Source organism: Gymnodinialimonas mytili (genome assembly GCF_037544085.1).
Classification (GTDB): domain Bacteria; phylum Pseudomonadota; class Alphaproteobacteria; order Rhodobacterales; family Rhodobacteraceae; genus Gymnodinialimonas; species Gymnodinialimonas mytili.
The window spans coordinates 574,902-598,483 of sequence record NZ_JBBIFW010000002.1; the positions used below are offsets into that span (position 1 = coordinate 574,902).

General features: G+C 61.5%; 28 protein-coding genes. 11 read left to right on the forward strand and 17 right to left on the reverse strand.

The window, feature by feature from the left end; genetic code table 11:
• Positions 1-90: 90 nt before the first annotated feature.
• From V8J82_RS12325 to V8J82_RS12340, 4 genes are all read right to left on the reverse strand, one after another.
• Entirely contained in the window at positions 91-963 is an 873-nt protein-coding gene (locus V8J82_RS12325) for a TIGR01459 family HAD-type hydrolase (protein WP_339975644.1), read from the reverse strand.
• 57 nt (positions 964-1,020) lie between these two features.
• On the reverse strand, positions 1,021-1,542 hold the full coding sequence (locus V8J82_RS12330; protein WP_339975645.1) for a hypothetical protein: 522 nt from the start codon (positions 1,540-1,542) through the stop codon (positions 1,021-1,023).
• Positions 1,543-1,621: 79 nt separating this feature from the next.
• Positions 1,622-2,545 carry a manganese-dependent inorganic pyrophosphatase gene (locus V8J82_RS12335; protein ID WP_339975646.1) on the reverse strand — a complete coding sequence of 308 codons (924 nt, stop codon included), beginning with the start codon at positions 2,543-2,545 and terminating at the stop codon, positions 1,622-1,624.
• A gap of 147 nt (positions 2,546-2,692) precedes the next feature.
• Complete coding sequence (locus tag V8J82_RS12340) at positions 2,693-4,609, reverse strand: methyl-accepting chemotaxis protein (protein ID WP_339975647.1); 1,917 nt, start codon at positions 4,607-4,609, stop codon at positions 2,693-2,695.
• Positions 4,610-4,813: 204 nt separating this feature from the next.
• On the opposite strand from V8J82_RS12340, the gene V8J82_RS12345 reads away from it, so the two are divergent.
• Positions 4,814-5,101 (forward strand): co-chaperone GroES, encoded by a 288-nt coding sequence (locus V8J82_RS12345; RefSeq protein ID WP_339975648.1) that lies wholly within the window; start codon positions 4,814-4,816, stop codon positions 5,099-5,101.
• A 47-nt stretch (positions 5,102-5,148) separates the two neighbouring features.
• Positions 5,149-6,792: a chaperonin GroEL gene (groL, locus tag V8J82_RS12350; protein WP_339975649.1), complete on the forward strand. Its 1,644-nt coding sequence runs from the start codon at positions 5,149-5,151 to the stop codon at positions 6,790-6,792.
• Between the two features lie 193 nt (positions 6,793-6,985).
• Here groL and V8J82_RS12355 read toward each other — a convergent pair whose 3' ends face one another.
• Positions 6,986-7,651, reverse strand: coding sequence for a VPLPA-CTERM sorting domain-containing protein (locus V8J82_RS12355; RefSeq protein ID WP_339975650.1), 666 nt, complete (start codon positions 7,649-7,651; stop codon positions 6,986-6,988).
• A 148-nt stretch (positions 7,652-7,799) separates the two neighbouring features.
• Here V8J82_RS12355 and V8J82_RS12360 point away from each other — a divergent pair, with 148 nt between their 5' ends.
• Genes V8J82_RS12360 through V8J82_RS12370 form a run of 3 tightly spaced genes read left to right on the forward strand, consistent with a single transcriptional unit; the run spans position 7,800 to position 10,730 of the window.
• Positions 7,800-8,723, forward strand: coding sequence for an NAD(P)-dependent oxidoreductase (locus V8J82_RS12360; RefSeq protein ID WP_339976038.1), 924 nt, complete (start codon positions 7,800-7,802; stop codon positions 8,721-8,723).
• Positions 8,716-9,870, forward strand: coding sequence for an alpha-D-ribose 1-methylphosphonate 5-triphosphate diphosphatase (locus tag V8J82_RS12365; protein ID WP_339975651.1), 1,155 nt, complete (start codon positions 8,716-8,718; stop codon positions 9,868-9,870). Before V8J82_RS12360 ends, V8J82_RS12365 begins: the two co-directional genes overlap by 8 nt.
• Positions 9,861-10,730: a DMT family transporter gene (locus tag V8J82_RS12370; protein WP_339975652.1), complete on the forward strand. Its 870-nt coding sequence runs from the start codon at positions 9,861-9,863 to the stop codon at positions 10,728-10,730. Before V8J82_RS12365 ends, V8J82_RS12370 begins: the two co-directional genes overlap by 10 nt.
• Here V8J82_RS12370 and V8J82_RS12375 read toward each other — a convergent pair.
• Entirely contained in the window at positions 10,700-11,161 is a 462-nt protein-coding gene (locus tag V8J82_RS12375) for an NUDIX domain-containing protein (RefSeq protein ID WP_339975653.1), read from the reverse strand. The genes V8J82_RS12370 and V8J82_RS12375 overlap by 31 nt on opposite strands.
• A gap of 75 nt (positions 11,162-11,236) precedes the next feature.
• Here V8J82_RS12375 and V8J82_RS12380 point away from each other — a divergent pair, with 75 nt between their 5' ends.
• The gene (locus V8J82_RS12380) at positions 11,237-11,968 is read left to right on the forward strand and encodes an esterase/lipase family protein (RefSeq protein ID WP_339976039.1); all 732 of its coding nucleotides are present in this window, start codon (positions 11,237-11,239) and stop codon (positions 11,966-11,968) included.
• Positions 11,969-11,971: 3 nt separating this feature from the next.
• Here V8J82_RS12380 and V8J82_RS12385 read toward each other — a convergent pair whose 3' ends face one another.
• The 3 genes from V8J82_RS12385 to V8J82_RS12395 are packed head-to-tail and all read right to left on the reverse strand — an operon-like array spanning position 11,972 to position 13,796.
• Positions 11,972-13,036, reverse strand: a complete 1,065-nt coding sequence (locus V8J82_RS12385; protein ID WP_339975654.1) for a 5-(carboxyamino)imidazole ribonucleotide synthase — start codon at positions 13,034-13,036, stop codon at positions 11,972-11,974.
• Positions 13,029-13,517, reverse strand: a complete 489-nt coding sequence (gene purE / locus V8J82_RS12390; protein ID WP_339975655.1) for a 5-(carboxyamino)imidazole ribonucleotide mutase — start codon at positions 13,515-13,517, stop codon at positions 13,029-13,031. The genes V8J82_RS12385 and purE overlap by 8 nt, the downstream gene beginning before the upstream one ends.
• Positions 13,518-13,577: 60 nt before the next feature.
• Positions 13,578-13,796 (reverse strand): YdcH family protein, encoded by a 219-nt coding sequence (locus V8J82_RS12395; RefSeq protein WP_339975656.1) that lies wholly within the window; start codon positions 13,794-13,796, stop codon positions 13,578-13,580.
• Positions 13,797-13,974: 178 nt separating this feature from the next.
• Between V8J82_RS12395 and V8J82_RS12400 the strand changes: the two genes are divergently transcribed.
• A complete protein-coding gene (locus V8J82_RS12400) occupies positions 13,975-14,400 on the forward strand; it encodes an Hsp20 family protein (RefSeq protein WP_339975657.1) in 426 nt (141 codons plus the stop codon).
• A complete protein-coding gene (locus V8J82_RS12405) occupies positions 14,397-14,612 on the forward strand; it encodes a DUF1150 family protein (protein WP_339975658.1) in 216 nt (71 codons plus the stop codon). The genes V8J82_RS12400 and V8J82_RS12405 overlap by 4 nt, the downstream gene beginning before the upstream one ends.
• 29 nt (positions 14,613-14,641) lie before the next feature.
• Here V8J82_RS12405 and V8J82_RS12410 read toward each other — a convergent pair whose 3' ends face one another.
• On the reverse strand, positions 14,642-16,300 hold the full coding sequence (locus tag V8J82_RS12410; RefSeq protein ID WP_339975659.1) for an NAD+ synthase: 1,659 nt from the start codon (positions 16,298-16,300) through the stop codon (positions 14,642-14,644).
• A gap of 173 nt (positions 16,301-16,473) precedes the next feature.
• Between V8J82_RS12410 and V8J82_RS12415 the strand changes: the two genes are divergently transcribed.
• Positions 16,474-17,970, forward strand: coding sequence for an MORN repeat-containing protein (locus tag V8J82_RS12415; RefSeq protein ID WP_439650067.1), 1,497 nt, complete (start codon positions 16,474-16,476; stop codon positions 17,968-17,970).
• On the opposite strand, the gene V8J82_RS12420 is transcribed toward V8J82_RS12415, so the two are convergent.
• The gene (locus V8J82_RS12420; protein WP_339975661.1) at positions 17,964-18,089 is read right to left on the reverse strand and encodes an Lrp/AsnC ligand binding domain-containing protein; all 126 of its coding nucleotides are present in this window, start codon (positions 18,087-18,089) and stop codon (positions 17,964-17,966) included. The genes V8J82_RS12415 and V8J82_RS12420 overlap by 7 nt on opposite strands.
• A 42-nt stretch (positions 18,090-18,131) precedes the next feature.
• Entirely contained in the window at positions 18,132-18,521 is a 390-nt protein-coding gene (locus V8J82_RS12425) for an Lrp/AsnC family transcriptional regulator (protein ID WP_339975662.1), read from the reverse strand.
• A gap of 212 nt (positions 18,522-18,733) precedes the next feature.
• Here V8J82_RS12425 and V8J82_RS12430 point away from each other — a divergent pair, with 212 nt between their 5' ends.
• Complete coding sequence (locus V8J82_RS12430) at positions 18,734-19,420, forward strand: EamA family transporter (protein WP_339975663.1); 687 nt, start codon at positions 18,734-18,736, stop codon at positions 19,418-19,420.
• Between the two features lie 47 nt (positions 19,421-19,467).
• On the opposite strand, the gene V8J82_RS12435 is transcribed toward V8J82_RS12430, so the two are convergent.
• The 5 genes from V8J82_RS12435 to V8J82_RS12455 are packed head-to-tail and all read right to left on the reverse strand — an operon-like array spanning position 19,468 to position 22,554.
• Entirely contained in the window at positions 19,468-19,944 is a 477-nt protein-coding gene (locus tag V8J82_RS12435; RefSeq protein ID WP_339975664.1) for an SRPBCC domain-containing protein, read from the reverse strand.
• A 45-nt stretch (positions 19,945-19,989) separates the two neighbouring features.
• Positions 19,990-20,568: a dihydrofolate reductase family protein gene (locus V8J82_RS12440; RefSeq protein ID WP_339975665.1), complete on the reverse strand. Its 579-nt coding sequence runs from the start codon at positions 20,566-20,568 to the stop codon at positions 19,990-19,992.
• Between the two features lie 50 nt (positions 20,569-20,618).
• Entirely contained in the window at positions 20,619-21,359 is a 741-nt protein-coding gene (locus tag V8J82_RS12445; protein ID WP_339975666.1) for a DUF899 domain-containing protein, read from the reverse strand.
• A gap of 38 nt (positions 21,360-21,397) precedes the next feature.
• A complete protein-coding gene (locus tag V8J82_RS12450) occupies positions 21,398-22,057 on the reverse strand; it encodes a glutathione S-transferase family protein (RefSeq protein ID WP_339975667.1) in 660 nt (219 codons plus the stop codon).
• Positions 22,054-22,554 (reverse strand): MarR family winged helix-turn-helix transcriptional regulator, encoded by a 501-nt coding sequence (locus V8J82_RS12455; RefSeq protein ID WP_339975668.1) that lies wholly within the window; start codon positions 22,552-22,554, stop codon positions 22,054-22,056. Before V8J82_RS12455 ends, V8J82_RS12450 begins: the two co-directional genes overlap by 4 nt.
• Positions 22,555-22,755: 201 nt before the next feature.
• Here V8J82_RS12455 and V8J82_RS12460 point away from each other — a divergent pair, with 201 nt between their 5' ends.
• Entirely contained in the window at positions 22,756-23,556 is an 801-nt protein-coding gene (locus V8J82_RS12460) for an SDR family NAD(P)-dependent oxidoreductase (RefSeq protein WP_339975669.1), read from the forward strand.
• Positions 23,557-23,582: the final 26 nt, after the last annotated feature.

The following is a 23,582-nucleotide window of genomic DNA, read 5'->3' on the forward strand; positions in this document are numbered from 1 at the left end:
CGTGTCATAGGACAGATAGGGGTCTTTCTGCAATGCAGAAAGTAACAATCGGTGAATTTTTTGCCGAAAAGGGCAACTTTGTTGCGCGGACTATCGCAGAAATCCGATGGAATAGGTCGGCTCAAGCTGTGCATCGGTCAAAAACCGCGCCAATTTGGATGGGTCAGGTTGCGTATCTGTGCCGGTTTCAGCGCGCGCGAGCCCGCCGGTGATAAACAACGTGTCGATGTTTTCGCCGATTCCACCGGGAATGTCGGTCACGATGCCATCCCCAATGGCGAGGATTCGGTCATCGGGCGTGGGCCGCCCGATCTGGGTCAGCCGCCGCCGGGCCAGGTCGTAGATCGGTGGATGCGGTTTGCCGAAGTACAGGCTTTCGCCGCCCATCTCGGTGTAGAGTTGCGCCAAAGCGCCCGCACACCATTCGCGACTTTCGCCCCGATCCACGACGATGTCGGGATTGGCGCAGAGCAATTTGAGCCCCTTGGTCTTTGCCAACAGGAATTCCGGGCGCATCACGGAGGTGTCGGCCTTCGGGTCGAAGGGCCCGGTACAGACGATCCCTTCGGCCTCATCAAGGGGCACGCAGGTGATCTCGACCGCGTTTTCGATCAATTCCATGGGCTCGAAAAAGGGGTGATCATGGGCTTCGCCGATATGCCACACTTTTTGGCCGACGGCGCCGGTCAGCATCGCGGCGCGGGCGCTGTCGCCCGATGTGGCGATCACGTCCCAGCAGTCGCGCGGGACGCCGATGCGGTCAAGCTGTTCGGCGACGGGAACACGCGGGCGGGGCGCATTGGTGAGCAAAAGAACGGCGCCGCCCTTTGCCTTGAAGGCGCGCAATGCCTCGATGGCGTCGGCGAATGGCTCCAACCCGTTATGGACACATCCCCAAAGATCGCAGAATACGGCGTCATACTGATCTGAGACATCGGCGAGGGTGTCGATAATGCGGGTCACTGGGGCGCTCCAATTCAGGCGATTTGCCAGAGGCTTAGTGGATCGCGCGCAGCGGGACTAGCGGAAGATGCAATTTGTGCCGGACCAGATCGCCTCGATCCGGTCCCCGGTTTCGTTCAAGACGCCGTAGGTACCATCACGCGAAAACTCGGTCCCGAGGCCACTTTCGAAGAACTCGACTGGTCCGGTTGCAACGAGGGTGTCGGTGGACATGCCGATAGACAGCCCGGTATCGGTAATCAGCGCAGCGCCCCGGTTCAGCATCCAGCCAACCAGACGATCCTCCTGAAACATCAGGGTGATTTGGCCGGGGATGTCTGCCGACACCATTGGGCCCGCGCCGCATTCCTCGGGGAAGCTGATCGTGGTGTTGTGGTCGAAGATCGTGACGATGGCTTGCATCGTTGTGTGAAAGCCGGTGCCGAAGTCGACTTGCGCCTGCGTGGTGCCGTCGGGATTGGACAGGGTCAGGCCGCTGGGCGAGGGCGTAACGATATCGCCTGGCCGCGGGCTGTAGGTGTCCGCCGCGGCAGATCCGGCGGCGAGGATTGCTAGAGCGAGGCAGGGCAACAGGCGCATGGTGATCTCCGAGAATTGGCTCGGTTGGATGTTGCGCCTGTTTTTGCCCTGCGGCTAGGCGGGATTTCCCGCCCCGATGTCAGAGGGCGAGGTTTGGAATGATCTGCTTTTTGCGGCTGACCACACCCGGCAGTACAACCGCGTCTGCATCTCCTACGGCGGTTGAAAAACTTTTCTCCGCCACGGATTTGGTCAGGTCATTGGGCACCAACAGCGTGGCTTCTTCATTCAGGATGTCGATCACGAAGAGAAGGACCTGATCGGCGCCGTCTTCTTCGGCCACTTTCGGCATCGTTTCGACCAGGCTCGCCTTGCGCAACAGGACCGTGTCGGGCGAGGTGGTTTCCAGCACCGAGACACGGAAGGTCTTGCCGCCCACTTCATAGGTCTTGCTGTCCATGCGCAGAAGCTCGGCATCCGAGAAAGACGAGACGTCGGATTTGGCGGCGAACATGTCTGCAGCGTAGGACGGGATGTCGATGCCGAGATCTTGGGCCAGCGCCTCGGCAATGGCGCGGTCTTCTTGCGTTGTGGTGGGCGACCGGAATTCGAGCGTATCGGACAGTATACAGCTCAGCATCGCGCCTTTGATGGATTTGGGTGCCTGGGCCATGTGCTTGCCGATCATTTTGTACATGATGGTGGCGGTGCAAGCGAGCGGTTCGATCCGGATGTCGATGGGGCCTTTGGTTTCGAGGCCGCCGACAAGTTTGTGGTGGTCGATGATGGCGCGGATATCGGCATCATTGATTTGGGTCGGCAATTCGGCGGGGTTGTTGGTGTCGACGATGACGACAGGTTGATCCGCATCGACATTGTCGATGATGCGCGGTTGTTCCAGCCCCCAATGGCGCAGGACAAAGGCCGCTTCGGTATTCGGGGTGCCCAGCAGCACGGCTTCGGCAGGCGTCTCCTTGATTTGGGTGAGGTACCACGCCCAGATTAGGGGCGAGCCGGTGGAATCTGTGTCGGGGGAGGTGTGGCCGAATACCAAAGTGGTCATGGAAGGATCCTGCGTATCGGATGTGAATTCGCGGGACTTCTATCGGTGGCGGCACGGCTTGTCACGGGCGGCGTGTTGGCGCGGGGGATATCGCGCCGACCGGGCTCGCTGATCCGCGGGCGACGCGATATCCGGCCAGGCGATGGGTCAGAAGCCGCGGAAGGGATCGGCGCTGGCTGCCTGTTTCAGGTCGATGGGCGCAATGCCGGTATCGGTCGGCGTGTCCGCCATTGAAACAACCGCGGCGGCGGCCCAGTTGGCCCGCGCTGCCTGGCCTTCCAGGCGGAACCGAGCCAAGCGCGCCGTCATCTTTTCGGCAGCATTGGTCAGGCCCTCACTGGCGGCGGAGGCCTCTTCGGCCATCGCGGCGTTGCTTTGGGTGGCAGCATCCAGATCGCGGACGCCCGCGTTGATTTCGCTGACACCCACCGACTGCTCTTTTGCGGAGACGGCAATATCAGAGACCAGGCCCGCCACGCGGTCGACGCGGTCGATGATATCGTTCAGCGCCTTACCGGCATCCCGCACCAGGCCGCTGCCGGTTTCGACCTGTTGGCTGGACGCGGCGATCAGAGATTTGATCTCTTGCGCGGAGGCCGACGAATGCTGAGCCAGAGCGCGCACTTCCGAGGCGACAACGGCAAAGCCGCGCCCCGCCTCACCTGCACGGGCGGCCTCAACACCGGCATTCAGGGCCAGAAGGTTGGTTTGGAACGCGATGTCGTCGATGACCGAGATGATCTGGTTAATCTGCTGCGAGGAGGCTTCGATGGCCTCCATCGCGGCGATGGCGTTGGTGACGACTTCGCCCGTAGCCTTCGTCACTTCGCGGTTTTCGTTGGTCGTTGTCTCGGCGTCGGCGGCGTTTTCGGCGGTGGATTGGACGCTTTGGCTCAGTTCTTCGAGCGCGGCCGCGGATTCCTGCAATGTGGCCGCCTGGCTTTCGGTGCGGCTGGACAAATCGCTGGAGGAGCCGGCCATTTCACGTGCATCGCCGGTAACCTCTTCGGCAATCACCTGAATGGAGGAGACCGTCTCGGTCAGTTGATCGACGAGTTCGTTAAATGAGGTGCGCAGGGTTTCATATTCCGCCGGGAATGGCTCGGCATCGGTGTTTTGGATCCGCACCGTCAGATCAAGCTGGCTGAGTTTCGACAGCCCTTCCGTCAATGTTGTCACCACAATGCGCTGTTCGGCTTGCTGCCGCTCGGTCTCGGCCTGACGCGCTGCATTGGCCTGTTTCAGCTCGTCGGCGGCTCTGAGCGAGTTTTGCAGGATTTTCAGGCTGTTTGCGATTTCGCCCAACTCATCGCCACGCGTGTCATAAGGTATCGCATCGTCAAACCGCCCTTCTGACATTCCCGTTATCAGCTTGGTCATCTTTCCCAGGGGGGACAGCATGCTTCGCATGACCAGATAGGCGATGGGCAACATGACCGATAAGGCGACAACGACCCAAAGCATCTTGGTGTCGAGCTTAGTCTGCAGAGAGGCTTGCAGGTCGGCATGGGGTTGCGCCAGCGCGATTGCGCCGGTCACGGTGCCGCTCTCGTTCAAGATCGGGCGGTAATATACGTTGTAGGGAACGCCCTGGATGTCGACCAGGCCATTGAAAACCGCCCCGTCGATCAACGCGTGATACGCTTCGTTTCGGGCCAGCGGTGTGCCGATCGCGCGGCCGCCATCTTCGTTCAGGATCGTGGTGGCAACGCGCACAAAGGATTGGGTGCCCCGATCAAAAGCGAAAATCGTCGGGTCGAGCCCGGTGATTTCCGAAGCGGTGTCGGCGGCATCGGCAGGAACGCTATCGGGAACGACGGGCCAGATGATCTGCGTGATCGCCCCCGCCGCTGTGGTGGAAATCTCAATTTCAGGATAAATCTCTTCCAACGTTTCCATCAGGGCGCGCGCACCGAAGACGTTTTCTTCCTGGGCAAATTCCTTCAATGTCTGCCGCATTTCGTGGTGGCCAACGAATGTGAGGGTCCCCGCCATCACGATCAGCATCAGCGCCGACACGATGATAAGCCGAACCGCCAGGGGCAGCTTCTTCAGTTTACTCATGGTCCATTTACCCAATGTCGATGATGTCTGCGTGCGCCGCAGCATTACCCATCAGAAGTGAACACTCGGTTAGCGCGATGCCGTCTTGGACTCGTCTTGACAGCACATGCGGCGACGCCTAACTAAACGCCGTTGTCACTCGACGGGAGTGAGTGACAACGGCTACTGAGAGACATTCCTAACCGGATAGAGGAGAGGCCGAAGATGGCATTCAAACCACTGCATGACCGCGTTTTGGTCCGCCGTGTTGAGTCGGACGAAAAGACCGCTGGTGGTCTGATTATCCCCGAAAGCGCCAAGGAAAAGCCCGCAGAAGGCGAAGTGATCGCCTGTGGTGAAGGCGCCCGCAAAGATTCAGGCGAGCTGATCGAGATGGCTGTCAAACAGGGCGACCGCATCCTGTTCGGCAAGTGGTCCGGCACCGAAGTCACGCTGGACGGTGAAGAGCTTCTGATCATGAAGGAATCCGACATCTTGGGCATCATCGCCTAAGTCCGGCCTTCAAGGAATATACAGCTAATTTTATAGGAGGAGCCACCATGGCTGCCAAAGACGTCCGTTTCGACACCGACGCCCGCAACCGCATGCTCAAAGGCGTCAACACCCTGGCCGACGCCGTCAAAGTCACCCTGGGCCCCAAAGGCCGCAACGTGGTGATCGACAAAAGCTTCGGTGCCCCGCGCATCACCAAAGACGGTGTATCCGTCGCCAAAGAGATCGAACTGGAAGACAAGTTCGAAAACATGGGCGCGCAGATGGTGAAAGAAGTCGCCAGCCGCACCAATGACGAAGCCGGTGATGGCACCACCACCGCCACTGTCCTGGCCCAGGCCATCGTTAAGGAAGGCTTGAAGTCGGTTGCCGCCGGCATGAACCCGATGGACCTGAAGCGCGGCGTCGACATGGCCGTTGCCAAAGTGATCGAGAACATCAAAGGCGCCGCCCGCGAAGTTGCAGACAGCGATGAAGTTGCTCAGGTCGGCACCATCTCGGCCAATGGCGAAGCCGAAATCGGCCGCCAGATCGCTGACGCGATGCAGAAGGTCGGCAATGACGGCGTGATCACCGTGGAAGAGAACAAGGGCCTGGAGACCGAGACAGAGGTCGTCGAAGGCATGCAGTTCGACCGCGGTTACCTGTCGCCTTACTTCGTGACCAACCCCGACAAGATGATCACCGAGCTGGAGGACTGCATGGTCCTGCTGCACGAGAAAAAGCTGAGCTCGCTGCAGCCGATGGTTCCGCTGCTGGAGCAGGTGATCCAGTCGGGCAAACCGCTTTTGATCATTGCTGAAGACGTCGAAGGTGAGGCGCTGGCCACGCTGGTCGTCAACAAGCTGCGCGGTGGTCTGAAAATCGCTGCGGTCAAGGCCCCCGGCTTCGGGGATCGCCGTAAGGCCATGCTGCAGGACATCGCGATCCTGACCGGTGGCCAGGTGATCGCGGAAGATCTGGGCATGAAGCTGGAATCGGTCACGATGGACATGCTGGGTACCGCCAAGCGCATCACCATCACCAAAGACGAGACCACGGTCATCGACGGCAACGGCGAAAAGGCCGAGATCGCGGCGCGTGTCGCCCAGATCCGCCAACAGATCGAGGAAAGCACCTCGGATTACGACCGCGAGAAGCTGCAGGAACGTGTCGCCAAGCTGGCGGGCGGTGTTGCCGTTATCCGCGTCGGCGGCATGACCGAAGTGGAAGTGAAAGAGCGTAAGGACCGCGTCGATGACGCCCTGAACGCAACCCGTGCTGCTGTGCAGGAAGGTGTTGTTGTGGGCGGCGGTGTTGCTCTGGTCCAAGGCGCCAAGGCGCTGGAAGGTCTGGAAGGGGCAAATTCCGACCAGAATGCCGGGATCGCCATCGTGCGCCGCGCCCTGGAAGCGCCTCTGCGTCAGATCGCCGAGAACTCCGGTGTCGACGGGTCGGTTGTTGCGGGCAAAATCCGCGAAAGCAACGACAGCGCGTTTGGCTTCAACGCTCAGACCGAAGAATATGGTGACCTGTTCACCTTCGGTGTGATCGACCCGGCCAAAGTTGTGCGCACCGCGCTGGAAGACGCGGCCTCGGTTGCAGGTCTGCTGATCACCACCGAAGCCATGGTCGCCGACAAGCCCGCCAAAGAAGGCGCGGCCCCGGCAGGCGGCATGCCCGACATGGGCGGCATGGGCGGCATGATGTAAGACACGGATTTCCGTCGGGAAATTCGGTCGCATCCTGCGGGGTCGTTTTCACGGAAAGCGGCTCCGGCAGGGACGCCACAACAGATACGCAAAGGGGCCTTCGGGCCCCTTTGTCATTTCGCGGCGCGCGGGAGTGTTCCAAAGAAAAGGGGCCCGTAAAGGCCCCGATCCCAACTATCGCCTGCGGTTACTTTCAGGTCGCGCGGCGACGCCATGCTGCCAATCCACCCAACCCAGCAACCAATAAGATCCCTGTCGCGGGCAGCGGCACAGGCGCGGGGCCTGGCCCGGACGAGGTATCGACCACGTTGAAGCTGATCTGCCAATCCGCGGTGACCTGTGCATCGCTGAACAGCGTCAACAAACCACCCGGCGCGATCCCAACACCCAGAACGTGGACGAGCCCTTCGGGATAGCTTGTCACGACGTTGACCGCGTCCGAAAACGCTCCGCTAAAGGATGTGGTGGCGAAGCCAACCGCCCCCGGGGAGGTGAGTGTCACATCCCCGACCGTTAGGCCGAACGTCCCCGACACAGAGCCATCGCTGAACTGTGCGCCCCCGCCAGAGGCGGTCAGGTTTGTCATCGTCAGCGTGATGTCTTCGACCGCGCGATTTGGCCCCATATTGAAGGCGAAGATGTCAGCGGGGTCATTTTGGTCACATTCCCCGGCGCATAGCCAGTTGAGGCTGCCCGACACGCTGTAGGCCCCGATGCCCGAGAAATCATAGATCGCTCCCGGCGCTGACATCGGTGGGCTGATCGTGGCACCCGCGAAATCGTCGATCTCGGTGATTGTGGTGGCGTGGGCAATACCGGAAGTTGCGGCCAAAACGGCCGCGCAAATCAGTGTCTTCATTCCCCATTCCCCTAAGGCTTTGACTAAGTATTTGTTTTTAGGGGGTCGATGCTAGGCGTACATTTTCAACCGGTCAATATTGGATGGCTATATGGTAGCCTGCTCTGATGCATCGATCGGATCGCGCCGCTGATCGTGATACGGGTTTCTGCGCCAAAGACGTTGTTGCCGCAGTCGGAGTTCTGCATGGTCTCCGCAGGGTGATATGGCATGTGGGACGGTGATGGAACGGATTGGGGTGATCGGATTGGGCCGGATGGGCCGCGCCATGGCGGCGCGTCTGGCAGAGCGGGGCGCTGCAGTGACGGGGTGGACGCGCTCTGGCCTGTCGGCGGAGGACGCGGCGCAGCTTGGGATTCAGGCCGCTGGGGATATCGGCGCGTTATGTGCAGCCTCGGATATCATCCTGACCAGCCTGTTCGATGATGCCGCGGTGAAGGCGGTTTTGGCGGCGTTGTCCGACGAAGATTTGACGGGCAAGCTGATCCTTGAGACCTCGACCGTGTCGCCCGAGATCGTAAAGGCGCAGGCGCCGCATCTGGATGCCGAGATCATGGATGCCCCGATCGCGGGTGGGCCCGAAATGCTCACAAATGCCACATGTACCTTCTTTCTGGGCGGCAGCGAGGCCGCGGCGGCACGGGCCGAGCCGGTGCTGGCGCTGATCTCAGGCGCGCGGTTGCATGTCGGGCCATTGGGCGCGGGCATGACGATGAAGGCCATCGTGAATGCGCAACTCAACGTCTATTTCGCAGGGCTCTGGGACACTCTGGCCATGGCCCGCCGCGCGGAGATCCCGATTGAAACGGCGCTGACGATCCTAGCCAAGTCGCCCGCCGGGATGCCGATGGTCAAGGCGCGCCTGCCGCGGCTTCTGGGCGAGGATGACAGCGTCGGGTTTTCCGCCGCGGGCGCCTTGAAAGATGTGAGCGTCTTCGCTGACATGGTGCGCGAAACGGGGCAGGGCGCCCCCAGTTTGGACGCCGCCAGACACGCCTGGGCGCAGCTGGACGGCGACCCTGAGGCGCAGGATGTCGCCGCGCTGATCCGCCAAGCCTATCGCCGTGGCTGAACCCCTGTCCCTGACCTTTGCGGGTGGTGACCTGTTGCAAGCGGGCGAGATGGCCCCCGGCGATCTGTCCATCGCAGCCGGGCGCGTGTCTGGGACGCGCGGGCCTATCGTCGATGCGAGGGGTTATCTGATCCTGCCGGGGATCATCGATCTGCATGGCGACGGGTTCGAGCGGCATCTGGCGCCGCGGCGTGGGGCGCAGCTGAACGTGGCCGATGGTCTGCCCGCCGTGGAGGCCGAATTGGCCTCCAGCGGGATCACGACGGCGATGCTGGCTCAGTTCTATTCGTGGGAAGGCGGGATGCGCGGCCCGGATTTCGCCAGAAGGGTCGCCTCAGCGGTGGCCGGTTTCGACACCCGGATGGATCTGCGCCTGCAATTGCGCGTCGAGATTGGTCTGCGCGAGGCGTTCGGCGACATCCTGGCGCTGATCGATCACACGCGGATCGGTTATGTCGTGCTGAACGACCATCTGCCCCATGACAAGCTTGCCCAAGGCAAGCGTCCGCCGCGGCTGACCGGGCAGGCGTTGAAATCCGGGCGCTCACCCGAGGCGCATCTAGCGCTGATGCAGCGCCTGTCCTCGGAGATGCCCTTGGCCGAGGCCGCCTTGCCGGGGTTCACCGAAGCGCTGGCCGCTCGCGGGTGCCGGATCGGCAGCCATGATGACCCCACGCCTGAAATCCGCGCCCGCTATCGTGCCCTTGGCGCATCTATCGCGGAATTCCCCGAAACCCGCGCTGCGGCGGAGGCCGCGAAGGCCGCAGGTGAGCCGGTGATCATGGGGGCGCCCAATGTTGTGCGCGGCAATTCCCATAGCGGCAAGGTCGCGGCGACGGAGCTAATCGATGCGGGCCTCGTCGATGCTCTGGTCTCCGACTATCACTATGCCGCCATCCACCGCGCGGCCCTGCGGCTGTGGGATGCGGGGATGCCGCTGGCGCAGGCCTGGGCGCTGATCTCAAGCGGACCGGCGCGGATCATGGGCTGGACGGATCGTGGCCGACTTTTGCCGGGCCAGCGGGCTGATCTGGTGGTGGTGGACGCCCAAAGCCGCCGGATCGAGGCGACGATCAGCGCGGGTCATGTGACGCATCTGACAGGCGGCTTTGCGGCACGGATGGTGGGAGCGCAAAGATGCGGCTGATCCTGTTGACGAGCGTGGTTCTGGTGGCCTTCGCCTCGAATTCGATCCTGAACCGGTTGGCGGTCGGGCCGGGCCATATCGACCCCTATACCTTCGCTCTGATCCGCGCCTTTGCGGGGGCTGTCTTTCTGGCCGCCCTGGTTCTGGCGCGGCGCCGGGTGCTGCCGCTTCTGACCAGATCGCGGATCGCCGGGGCGGGTAGCTTGACGCTTTATCTGGTCGGCTTTTCCGTGGCTTACGTGGATATCGATGCGGGCCTTGGCGCATTGATCCTGTTCGGCGGTGTGCAGGTCACGATGTTTGCGGGCGGTGTGATCGAAGGCGAGCGCCCGCCGCTGCGCCGCTGGATCGGCGCGGCCCTGGCGCTGATCGGACTGGCCTGGCTGGGCTGGCCTTCGGGTGCGGCGGCATTGCCGCTGGTGGCGACGGCGGCGATGCTGGCGGCGGCCCTGGGCTGGGGCATCTACAGCCTCGCAGGTCGTGCCGCGTCGGACCCGATGGCCGAAACCGGCGCCAATTTCATCTGGTCCGTCCCCCTGTTGGTGGCGGTCTATTTGCTGTTCCCGGTGGAGATGGATGTGGCCGGGGCGAACCTCTTTGGGATCGTGCTGGCCATCGTCGCGGGGGCGATAACCTCGGGGCTCGGATATGCATTGTGGTATGGTGTTTTGCCGCAACTGGGCGCGTCAACGGCGGCCCTGTTGCAATTGCTGGTGCCCGTCATCGCGGCAGTTGGTGGCGTGCTGCTGCTCGGAGAGGTGGTGTCCTGGCGTATGGTGGGGGCGGGTGCCCTGACCTTGGGCGGCATCGCCTATGGGCTGGGCGTGTTTCAGCGCAAGCTGCGTTCCAACACGTCGTAAAATGTGCTGCCATCGGCGGACACGCCCGTGCCCCAGGTGACATCGGCCAGGCTGTCGGGTTTGACCCGGCGTGTCGCCAACTCGTCCCGACTCAGCAGGTAGCGTTCAGTCACGATGCCTTCGGGGTCGGTCCAATCTTGCAGGGGATTGCCCGCAACAAGCGTTACGCGGAAATAGATATCGACCTGATGATAATCCCGCGGCGGATCGTGGAACTCGTTAACCAGGCAGACCGGGCCCACCGACACGTCCAGGCCGGTTTCCTCGTGAAATTCCCGGATCAGATTGTCGTGGAGCGAGCTATGGGGTTCGACCCCGCCCCCGGGCGCGCAGAGCAGATCGGATGTCCCGCCCGGCCAGGCATTCACCAGCATCAGGCGGTTATCGACAAGAAGAAGGCCACGGACGGCAAGGCGGATGGGTCGGCTCATGCCCCACCCATGACGTGACGACGCGCGCGCGGCAAGCCCCTCGTTTCGGGCGGGCGGATCCCCTATTCTATGGAGATGCGATTTCGTTTGATGTGTTTGACAGCTTTGACGGTATTGGGTGCGTTTCCGGCGCAAGCCGATTGCGTGGTGCTGTTGCATGGGCTGGCGCGGAGCGAAACCTCGCTGCTGGTCTTGGAAGAGAGTTTGGCGGCCTCGGGCTATCAGGTGGTCAATCAGGGCTACCCGTCGCGCCGGGCCGCGATCGCCGAGCTGGCCGAGGATACGATCCCCCCTGCTTTGGAGGCCTGCACCGAGACGCCTGTGCATTTCGTCACCCATTCCATGGGCGGCATCCTGGCGCGCTATTGGCTGGGCGCAGAAGGCGTGGAGGATCTGGGCCGCGTGGTGATGCTGGCCCCGCCCAATAGCGGATCGGAACTGGTCGATGTGTTGGGGCCGCTGGAGCCGTTCGAATGGCTCAACGGGCCCGCCGGGCAGCAGCTTGGCACCGCGCCGGGCGATCTGGTGAACCGGCTGGGCGATGTGAACTTTGAGCTTGGCGTGATCGCGGGCAATCGCACGCTTAACCCGCTATATTCCGCTCTGATCCCCGGCGAGGATGACGGCAAGGTCAGCGTCAGTTCCACCTTTGTGGAGGGGATGGCCGATCATATCGTGCTGCCCGTCACCCACACGTTCATGATGAACAATCTGCTGGTGATCGCCCAGGTCGAGGCGTTTTTGGCCAATGGCGCCTTCGATCCGGATCTGGATGTGATCGACGTAATCGAAGGCTTGATCGAATAGCGCTCAGGCGGTGCCGGTGATCCGGTTGATATGCCCCATCTTCCGGCCCGGTCGCGTCTCGGTTTTGCCATAGAGATGCACTTGCACGCCAGGCGCGGCGGCATGGGTCAGTGCGGCGTCCACCTGATCGCCGATCAGGTTTTCCATCACCACATCGGCATGGCGGCTGCCGTCGCCCAAGGGCCAGCCGGTGATCGCCCGGATATGCTGTTCGAACTGATCCACGGCGCAGCCCGCCTGGGTCCAATGGCCGGAATTGTGCACCCGCGGGGCGATTTCGTTGACGACCAGACCTTGCGGGGTCACGAACAGCTCCACCCCCATGATGCCGACATATTCGAGTGCATTGAGGATCTGCGAGGCGACCAGCACCGCATCTGTGCGCAGCCGCGCTGGGATCGCCGCAGGCAGGGTGGTGGTCGCCAGGATACCGTCGCGGTGCACGTTTTCGCCTGGATCATAGACCGAAACGGCGCCATCTGTGTTGCGCGCGGCGATCACACTGATCTCAGTGCTGAAGGTCACGAAACCTTCGGCGATGGCGGGGGCGCCTTTCAGGCTGTCGAGCGCGGCCTGCGCCTGGTCGGATGCCATGACGCGCGCTTGGCCCTTGCCGTCATAGCCGAAACGGCGGGTTTTCAGGATCGCTGGCGTGCCGGTGATCGCGAGGGCGGTTTGGATATCGCCCTCGACCGGCGCGAAGGGCGCGGTGGCCAGACCCAGATCCCGCAGGAATGCTTTTTCGGTCAGGCGATCCTGGCTGACCTCCAAGGCGCGGCGATTGGGATGGAGCGGGCGGGCTTGCGACAACACATCCAGCGCCTCGGCCGGGATATTCTCGAACTCGAAGGTGATGACATCGCAGGCTTCGGCAAACTGGGCCAGCGCCGTCAGATCGTCATAGGGGGCTTTGATCCAGGCATGGGCCACATCGGCGGCGGGGGCGGTGCCGGGTTCAAAAATATGGCTGCGATAGCCCAGTCGTGATGCGGCCACGGCCAGCATCCGCCCCAATTGACCACCACCCAAAATGCCGATCACAGCGCCCGCGGGCAGGGGATTACTCATCAACGGGCACCTCGGGGATCGAGGCCGACAGATCCGCGCGCCATTTGTCCAGACGACGCGCCAGATCCGCATCCGTGTTGGCCAGGATCGCTGCCGCCATCAGGCCCGCATTGGCCGCGCCCGCGGCGCCAATGGCCATGGTCGCCACGGGATAGCCGCGCGGCATTTGTACGATGGAGTAGAGGCTGTCGACGCCAGACAGTGCCTTGGTCTGGACCGGCACGCCGATCACGGGCACGCGGGTTTTGGAGGCAACCATACCCGGCAGATGCGCCGCGCCGCCGGCACCTGCGATGATCGCCTTCAGTCCGGCATCTGCCGCGCCTTTTCCAAAGTCCCACAGCCTGTCCGGGGTCCGGTGGGCCGAGACGATCCGCGCCTCATAGGGCACGCCCAACTCATCGAGGATGTCAGCCGCCGCCCGCATCGTGGGCCAATCGGATTGCGAGCCCATGATGATCGCAACTTCCACGTCTGACATGTTCGGTGTCCCTTCGTCCCGCCCTAGAGCGGCGCACCATAAGAAAGGCTGCGCCGGGGCTCAAGCGATGATGTCGGGGGTCAGCTCGTCGGTGATTTTGGTGATCTTGTCCTTCAACGCCAATTTCTGCTTTTTCAGGCGCTTCAGTGTCAATTGATCTGGGCGGACCGAGTCTTGCAGGGCGTCGATGGCCTCGTCCAGGTCGCGATGTTCACGGCGCAGCACTTCCAATCGCACGCGCAACACGTCCTCATGGCTCATCTCCGATGGTGCGTTCATGTGATCGACACCTGCTTCCCCAAAACCCGATGCGCTAAGATAGCGGTAAACGCGCTCTGCTCCAACCCCTGCCCAGCCCTTGCGGAGGCAGGCGTTGATCCCCATATTTCCAACAGACGCCCCGCCGAGACCGGGGGGCGCTGCCATGCAGATCGCTTGACACAAGGATGTGCGAGACATGACGAAATTGACCTTGGGGTCACATCCCTATCTTCTGGGGTTCGATCAGCTGGAACGGCTGGTGGAGCGCACCGCGAAGACCGGAAATGAGGGGTATCCCCCCTACAATATCGAGCAACGCGGCGAGAATGCCTATCGCATCACCTTGGCTGTGGCCGGGTTTTCCGAAGATGACCTGGCGATTACGGTCGAGGACCGGCAATTGGTGATCCGCGGCAAACAGAACGACGATGCCGATGGGCGCGTCTTTTTGCATCGCGGCATTGCCGCCCGGCAATTTCAGCGCAGTTTTGTATTGGCAGACGGCGTTGATGTGGCGGGGGCCGAGATGGAGCACGGATTGCTCCATGTGGATCTGACCCGCGCGGTGCCCGACAAGATTGTACAGACGATTTCGATTCAAACCGGAGGTGATAGGACATGACCCAGACCCAAAGCACAGACCGGCCCATTGTTTATATCCGCCAAGTCGCGGTGGCCGACCTACCCGAAGAGGTTCAAAGCCGCGCCGAAGGGCGTGACGTGCTTTACGCCATTGGCCGCGAAAACGGTGAACAGATCGCCTTGGTCGACAATCGCGAACTGGCTTTCACGGTGGCGCGTCAGAACGACCTACGCCCCGTCAGCGTGCACTAAGCCTCTGGGCTAGGCCGACTTGATCGGCCTTACCCGCCATCGCGCCAGCGATTGGCAATCGGATAGCGGCGGTCGAGCCAGAACGCCTTTTCCGTCAATCGTGCACCGGGTGCTGACTGGAACCGTTTGTATTCGCTGATATAAATCAGATGCTCCACCCGCCGGACCCAATCGCGATCATAGCCCGCCGCCACCACCTCGGCGACGCTTTTCTCCTGATCGATCAGCATCTCCAGCATCACGTCGAGATCCTCGTAGGGCGGTAGGCTATCCTCGTCCTTTTGATCCTCGCGCAGCTCCGCCGTGGGCGGCTTGTCGATGACACGGGGCGGGATGACCTCTCCCTCCGGGCCCTTCATCCAGTCGCGATGGGTGCGATTGCGCCAGCGGCAGGTCTCGAACACGCGCGTTTTGTAGAGGTCTTTGATCGGATTATAGCCGCCGGACATATCGCCATAGATCGTGGCATAGCCCACGGCGACCTCGGATTTGTTGCCCGTGGTCAGCAACATGGAGCCGAACTTGTTCGACAAGGCCATCAACATCACACCGCGCAGGCGGGATTGGATGTTTTCCTCGGTCACGTCCGGTTCCAACCCATCGAAAAGATCGCTCAGGCTTTCGGTCACCGCCTCGCGCGCCGGGGTGATCGGAATGGTATCAAGCCGCACGCCTAGCCGCTTGGCCACATCACGGGCATCCTCAAGCGAGGTCTCGGACGTGTAGCGCGAGGGCAGCATGACGCAATGCACGTTTTCCGGCCCAATCGCATCGGCGGCAATCGTCGCCACAATGGCGGAGTCGATGCCGCCCGACAGGCCCAGTACCACCTTCGAGAACCCGGTTTTGCGCAGGTAATCGGCGAGCGCCATGGTCATGACGCGGTAATCGGCCTCCCATTCATCGGGCAGGCTGGCCTTTTCACCCTCCAGCGCGCGCCACCCATCCGGGCCGCGCTCGAAATCCGCATGGATCAGCGCCGCTTCGAATTGCGGCGCCTGCAGCGCCAGGGCGCCGCCGGGGTTCAGCACGAAGGACCCACCGTCAAACACCTGATCGTCTTGGCCGCCCAGCAGGTTCAGATAGGCCGCGGGCAGGCCGGTTTCGATGACGCGGGCCACGACGACGCCGTAGCGCACCTCCATCTTGTTCCGGTGGTAGGGCGACCCGTTCGGGATCACCAGAATCTCGGCGCCGGATTCCTGCAAGGTCTCGCACACATCCTCGAACCAGGCATCTTCGCAGACCGGGATGCCGATGCGCACATTGCCGATATTCACCGGCCCCTGGGGATCGCCCGCATGGTAATAGCGCACCTCGTCAAAGACGGCGTAGTTGGGCAGCTCATGCTTCAGAACAGTCGCTGTCACCTCGCCCTTGTTGCAGACGTAATAGGCGTTGAAGGGCTTGTCGCCGCCCCATTTCGGGCCGCCGATGCCAAAGGCGGGGCCGTCTGACAGCTCAACCGCCAAATCCTCGATCACGCGCTGCACATCCTCGGCAAAGGCCTGGCGCATGACCAGATCCAACAGCTGATAGCCGGTAATGAACATCTCGGGGAAGGCGACGAAATCGGCCCCCGCCGCCTTCGCCTCGGCCCAGGCGTCGCGCACCATTTGGGCATTGCCCGCCAGATCCCCCAGCGTGGGATTCAATTGTGCCATCGTCAGGCGGAACCGGTCCGTCATCGTCTTTCCCTTCGCAAAGCGCACCCGCCGATATAACAGCTTCGCGCGCGCGTCCAAGCGCCAAGGCGGTGCTGCGGCTTGATAAGGCGTTGCGCCAACCCGCCCTGTCACCTAGCGTTGCGCGCGAAACCAACAACATCTCCGTCAGGTGGGAGGGGCAGTCGATGAAATCGATGATTTGGGGCACAGGTACGGCGATCTTCTTGGCGACAGCGGCGCTGGCCCAGGATACCGGGGGCGAGGTGACGACCGACATCGCCGCCTATGACAATGGTGGCATCTACGAGGGCGAATTCCGCGACGGTGTGCAGCACGGGACCGGCACCTATCGCCTGCCCAACGGCTATGAATATACCGGCGAATGGGTGGATGGAGAGATCCGCGGCCAGGGCCGCGCGACCTTCCCCGACCAATCGATCTACGAGGGTAGCTTCGTCGCCGGGCGTCCCGAGGGGACGGGGATCATCACCTTCGCCGACGGCTCCACCTATGAAGGTGATTGGGTCGAAGGCCGGATCGAGGGCGAGGGCACCGCGGTTTATTCCAATGGCGTCAGCTATACCGGCACCTTCCGCAATGCGCTGCACCACGGCACCGGTGTGATGACTGGCCCGAATGGGTATCGCTACGAAGGTGAATGGTCCGACGGGCTGAAGCAGGGGACCGGCACCATCACCTATCCCGATGGCGCGACCTATACGGGCCAGTTCGACGGCGGCGTGCGGTCCGGCACCGGGCGGTTGGAAATGGCCGATGGCGTGATCTACGAAGGCGAATGGGCCGAGGGGCAGATCAACGGCACCGGCACGCTGACCCAGCCAAATGGTGACGTCTATGTCGGCACGCTGGTCAATGGTCAGCGGCAAGGCACTGGCCAAGTCACCTATGCCAATGGCGATATCTATGAGGGCGATTTCGCCAATGATCAGCGCGAGGGGCATGGCACCTTCACGGGCACGGATGGCTACATCTATGTCGGGTCCTGGGTCGAAGGCCGGATCGAGGGCGAAGGCACCGTCACCTATCCCGATGGCTCGGTTTATGAGGGGCAATTTCGCAACGATCTGGCCCATGGCACCGGCACGATCACCTATCCCAACGGATCAAGCTATGCGGGCGAATGGGTCGATGGTGTGATCCAGGGCGCGGGCACGGCGACCTACGCCAACGGATTGGTCTATGAGGGCAATTTCCTCAATGCGCGCCAGCACGGGCAGGGCACGATGAGCCACCCTGACGGCTATCGCTATCAGGGGCAGTGGGAAGATGGCCTGCGCCATGGCGAAGGCCGCGCCACCTATGCCGACGGCACGATCTACGAAGGCACCTTCGCCGCCGGTCAGCGCGAGGGGCAGGGCACGTTAGAGATGCCCGATGGCTTCCGCTATGAGGGCGAATGGGATGATGGCGAGATCAATGGTCAGGGTACGGCGACTTACGCTAATGGCGATGTCTATGTCGGCACCTTCGTGAACGGCCGCCGCCAAGGCGCGGGCACAATGACCTACGCCACCGGTGAGGTGCTGGAGGGCGAATGGGTTAACGGCCTACCCGCCGACGGCTCGGGCCCCGCCCCGGCAGAGGAGCCAGACACAGGCGAGGTCGCACCGGGTGAGGGCGAAGCCGCGCCAGATACACCAACCGATACCGACGCCGACACGACTCAATAAGCGCCGAAAGCCGAGAGATTGGCTTGGCGACAATGCGGGACAAAGCAGTCTTCGCCGGAAACGCGATCGCAAGCGACAATCTGAGGCGTCTCCTGGATCGCTTCAATCATGTTGTTCATCTCACCTGGCAGCGGACGCGCACGGATCAGGATCGTCAGGCCCTAGCCAAGACGGGCCGGGTCAATGCGAGCGCCGTATCCGGTGATGATGCCGACATCCTCAAGGCGCCGCACACGGTCTGCTACGCTTGGGGCGGATAGACCCGCTCGGCGGGACAACTCGGCACGAGGAATGCGGGCATCCGCGCAAAGCTCGCGAAGAATCGCTGCGTCGATCTTGTCGAGGCCGCTTTCTTCGGATCGAAGTCTATCGATAGATCGATCCTTCTTTTTTGCGTCTAATTCAGTTTCTGACATAGCTGATCTCCATATCGCAGTGTTGTTCTGCCTTGCATTATGGATGTATGCCAGATCAAGACCACGCAAACCCCGCTCTCGCGAACGCCTCGGGAGCCATGTCGCGCCTGTCCGAGGCCGTTCCCCCGCACGCATGGTTCGGCGTCTCCGCCGTTTTCCACTATCTTGGCCCGGCTTTCGCGGTCCCGTTGTTCCCTGTCGTCGGCGTGCTTGGTGTCGCGTGGTTCCGTATCGCGTCGGTAGCTTTGGTTTTCGCTCCCATCACGAAGCCTTTGCGTACCTTCAAGAAATCAACACCCCGCGAGCGCCTTCTTCTTCTTCTCGCGCTTGGCGGCTGCCTCGCGGTGATGAACAGTTCTTTCTATTTGGCATTGGACCGGCTGCCGATCTCGCTGGTCGCTGCCATCGAGTTTGTCGGCACCATCGGTATCGCCCTCTGGGGCCTTCGCAACGGGCGCAACTATCTGGCCTTCGCCTTGGCCATCATAGGTGTGGCCCTTCTGATTGGCGTGCCGTCGCTTCTGGCAGCAGATGGTCCTGAACTGACTTCTGACCTTCTTGGCCTGTTCTGGGCGGTCCTGAATGGGGCGCTGTTCGTTCTCTACATCATCCTCGGCCACAAGATTTCCGAAGGTGGCGCATCGGGCGGTGTGGAACGTTTGGGCGCTGCCATGACGGCAGCCTTCGTCTTCGTCATGCCCATCGGGTTCCTGCAAGCTCTCGACGCCTTCGGCGCACCGCTTCTGGTGCTGGCCGGGATCGGCGTCGGAATCTGTTCCTCCGTTATTCCCTATGTTTGTGACCAGCTTGCTATGGCCCGCTTGCCGCGCGCCAGCTTTGCGTTTCTGCTCGCTCTCTTGCCCGTAACCGCCACGATCATCGGCGTGATCGTCCTGCGCCAGATACCGAGCGCCGTGGATGTCCTGGGCGTGGTCCTCGTCATGGTCGGCGTGGCTGTGCAAAAGCCCGCGCAAATGCAGTCTGCGACGGCTAAGGTGACTGATACCGATCGTTCGCCGCGCCCTGGCGAATGAGCGGGTTGGGCACGACGCGAACCCTCGCCTGACCCCTAGGGAGCAGGTTAGAGTTCCGTCTCAACGGCTCTCGCAAGGTTTTGAAGCGATGAGTTCAGGCCGATCGCGTGATCCTCAGGTCGAATGCCTGACGGGACGTTCTCGCAGGCGACTGATACGGTTGTCAGTTGTCCGGAACTCTGAAACGTCCATGTTTGCTTCATTGCACCCGCGAAGCTTAGGTCGGCTGCATCGAACACAACACGCTGCACAATTTGCCTTCCGGGCGTAAGCTCATCGAACAAAACCCAAAACCTGTCTTCGCGTTCGGTTGTTTTTCCCGGAACTGCGGGCGTTACATCTCGGTGGTAAAGACTCATCACATATCCGCCGCCCTGTGAAGCATCGATCTCATGAACCTTACCGCTCATCCCCATGGGCGGCAGCCATTTCTCAAGCAGAGACGGCTCAAGAAAGGCGCGATAGATTACGTCAGTCGAAGCTGCGATTTTCAGTTCTGCGCGGTCGATGCGTTCTGAATTCATTGCTTTGATCACCTCTGTTGTGGCGCCGCATGTGACCGCAAGGGGTCAACTTGGGCGAGTTCGAACGTACCGCGTAGAAACCGCCCCAGTATCCATTTGCCTGACTTCGCTCAACGTCAAACCAGAACGCAAACCATGCCCCTCGAACAGCCGGGTTTCGTGCCCAAACAAGAGCGGGACCGTCAGCAACCAGAGTTCATCGACCACGTCGGCGCGCATCGCTTCTTGCGCAAACGAAGCGCCCGCAAAAATGACCATGTCTTTGCCGGGGCTCTCTCTTAGTCTGCTGACGACGTTAGAGATACTGTCATTTGCCAAGTCCGAGTTTGCCCAGGCCTTCGTGTTCTGCAAGGTTCGACTGAAAACGATCTTCCATGATCTGTTCATGAACCTTGCTAGCTTTCGTTGGGGCTCGGGCGTATCAGGATTTGTTTCGGCGTTGGGCCAAAAGGCCGCCATCTCTTGCCAGGCCGCGCGCCCGTAGAGAAGCGTGTCAAAGCGCTCGATCATATCGAACGTCCATTGATCGAGATCGCTTGACCATTCAGGGATCAGTGGTTCGCCACCCGGACCGTTGATGTAACCATCAACACTCTGAACCATCGATAAGACCAGTTTACGCATCTCAACCTAATCCGTCTTCAGTCTGATTTGTCGGCTTCCGGTACTGCGACCTACCCGTATGTTGGCTCTTGCGGCCAACCTTCCGGCGAATCCTCGAAGTCCTGCTGTCGGCCCCAAACAGTCATGTCGAGTATGTAATGCGCGCCGCCAAACGTCTCTCCGCCACGACCGTAGGTCGAATAGGTGTGAAACACGTCGTCGTCGATCAGAAGGAATGCGCTGAAGCCTGGTAATTCCGAGGACTGCCCCGATTTGACCCCGTAGAGGTTTCGTTCCGTCAGTTCTGCTTCGGTTTTGTAATTGTAAGTGACCGACCCCTTCTCACGGTCGAATGTCACGCCGAAGTCGTAGTTGAAGTCGCTTCTGAAGGACGACACCCAGGGGAATGTCCAACCGCGCTTGGCCTTGTAGGCTTCGATTTTGGCAATCGGCGCGCGGGAGACATAAGCAAATGCGGTATCGCCGTCCCGAAGATGCTTGAGGTGCTTGGGCGAGATCTCGTCGGCCAGATGACTGCAGCTTGAACAGCCGTTCTCCCACTCTGGGTCGAACATGAAGTGACCGATGAACAGTTGGCGCGCGTCGCCGAAGAGATCGCGCAGTGTCAATGGACCCTCGGGGCCTTCAAATGCGTAATCCTTTTCCATATGCACCATCGGCAGTCGCCGCCGCAGGGCGTTGACCGCGTCGCGCTCACGCGTGATCCGCTTTTCTTCGGCCAGAAGCGCTTTGCGTGCCTCCAACCAGGCCTCTTTCGATACGATTTTCGGATAGGCAGTTGCGTCGGGCATGGTCTGTCTCCTTGCGGAATGAATTGACTTGGCGAGCATCATTCAGAGCGCGCGGTGCGTTCGACGTCCGCGGCCTCGAAATGTGCGATCTGGTCGGCGTATGCCTTCTTGAACGCCGGACGTGCGGTGGCGCGCTCCACATAGTGTTGGCAGGCGGGCCGCTTGGCGAAGACATCGTAACTCCGCAGTTGCCGGAGCACGTCGGACATTGCGATGTCGGCGATCGAAAACGGACCAGTAAGCCAGTCACCCTTTGCGAGCACAGCCTCCATGTGGTTGAGGCGGCCGTCAAGGAAGCGTTCGAGGTGGGCGCGAGCGGGGGATTGTGTCTCGTCGTCGGCCCACCGATAGAGCGACCAGGGCACGGCGGGCATCTCGACCGAGTTGAGCGCCGCGAAAAGCCATTCCATGACCTTGGCGCGACCCGGCCGATCCGCAGGCATCAAAGCAGTGCTGCCTTCACCGAGATACAGCAGGATCGCGCCGCTCTCGAAGATCGTAATGTCTCCATCGGTGAGCCATGGCACTTGGCCAAAGGGCTGGAACGGCAAACGCGCCTCGGCATCGCCCACAGGTGTCGTCGCGATCTGATAGGGGATGTCCGCTTCCTCCAACGCCCATCGGATGCGAAGGTCGCGGACAAAGCCGCGTGGGAACTCTGGCACCCAATCCAGTGTGGTCAGGATGAGCTCAGTCATGTTCGGCCTCCGCCTTTGGACGGGTTGGGGGCTGGTTGGTCGGCCTGGCCGAGCAAGCCGATGCCTCCGCGCAGGGCTTCGAGGTCGAGACAGCCCTCCAGCGTAAGCAACAAACTGTCCACGGCGTCATGCTCGGCACGCCAGACGGGTAACGCCTCGGCTAACAGCGCGCGACCGCCACTTGTGAGACAAAGCCGACGCGCGCGCGTGTCGTTGGGGTCGGCGGTAACCTCAACCAGTTCCCGACGTGTCAGCGGCTTGAGCGCAGCCGTCAACGTCGTGCGGTCCATGGCGAGGAAAGCTGCAACCTCACCCATGGTCGGAGGTTTGGGACGGTTGAGCGCCATCATCAGTGAGAATTGCCCTTGCGTGATTTGGAAGGGTCGAAACGCGTTGTCAAAACGCCGAGCTAGAGCGCGCGCCGCACGCTGCGCGCGAAAGCAGAGGCATCGATCGCGAACCTCGATTGTGTCGCTTTGAGAGAGCGAAGTTGACATTCAGTTATGTTGATATCAACGTATAGAGATGTCAAGCCAAACCACCGTTCCAATACAGACACATGACCCTTAGGAGCCCAGGATGAGTTATCGAGCGAGCAGCCGCCCCAACATGTTCGTCAAAGACCGAGATGGTGCAGCGACGCAGTGCCACCCCGCAAAGATCGGAAACAGGCGAGTTGTCCATGAATTGCCAAGCGGGTGGGCGAAGTGACTATGCTGCTCTCGGGAAAGAACGCTGCCATTTATGGGGCTGGCGGTAGCATGGGGCGACGCATGGCGACTGCTTTTGCCCGAGACGGTGCAGCCGTTCACCTGTGCGGTCTGAGTACCGAAGCCCTTCAGGCCGTTGCTGATACCGTTCGCGCCGCTGGAGGCACTGCGACCGTTTCAGCCGTTGATGCACTAGATTCCGTTGCGGTTTGCGATCACGCCGATGAGGTCGAGGCATCCTCAGGCCCTATCGACATCTCTTTTAACCTAATCGGTGTTGAGGACGATCAGGGCACAGCCCTTACCAAGATGTCGAAGCCCGACTTTCTTCGTCCGATCGCTACAGGGACTGAAGCCCATTTTACGACTGCAACCGAGGCCGCCCGCCGAATGGAGGCGCGGAGAGCCGGCGTCATCCTGGCACTGACCGCCACGCCCTCCCGCCTGGCGCTTCCGCTGGTTGGCGGCTTCGGGGCTTATTGCTGCGCCATCGAAGGTTTTTATCGGGGGTTGGCGGCAGAGATTGGACCCGCCGGTGTAAGGGTAATCTGGCTCCGCTCCGCCGGCTCACCGGAAACCTTCGGAGATGATGTCGCCACCGACGAACATGGTGACCAGGCTGGTATCGCGGAATCCGATTACCTTGCGCAGATGAGGAACGCCACGTTGCTGAAGCGTTTTCCTCGTGCGGATGAGGTCGCCAATGCAGCGGTGCTCGCTGCATCCGACCGTGCATCGGCCATGACCGCTTCGGCCATCAATGTGACCTGTGGGCAGATCGTCGACTGACAATTCCAAGTAAGCCTGCGCGTTCA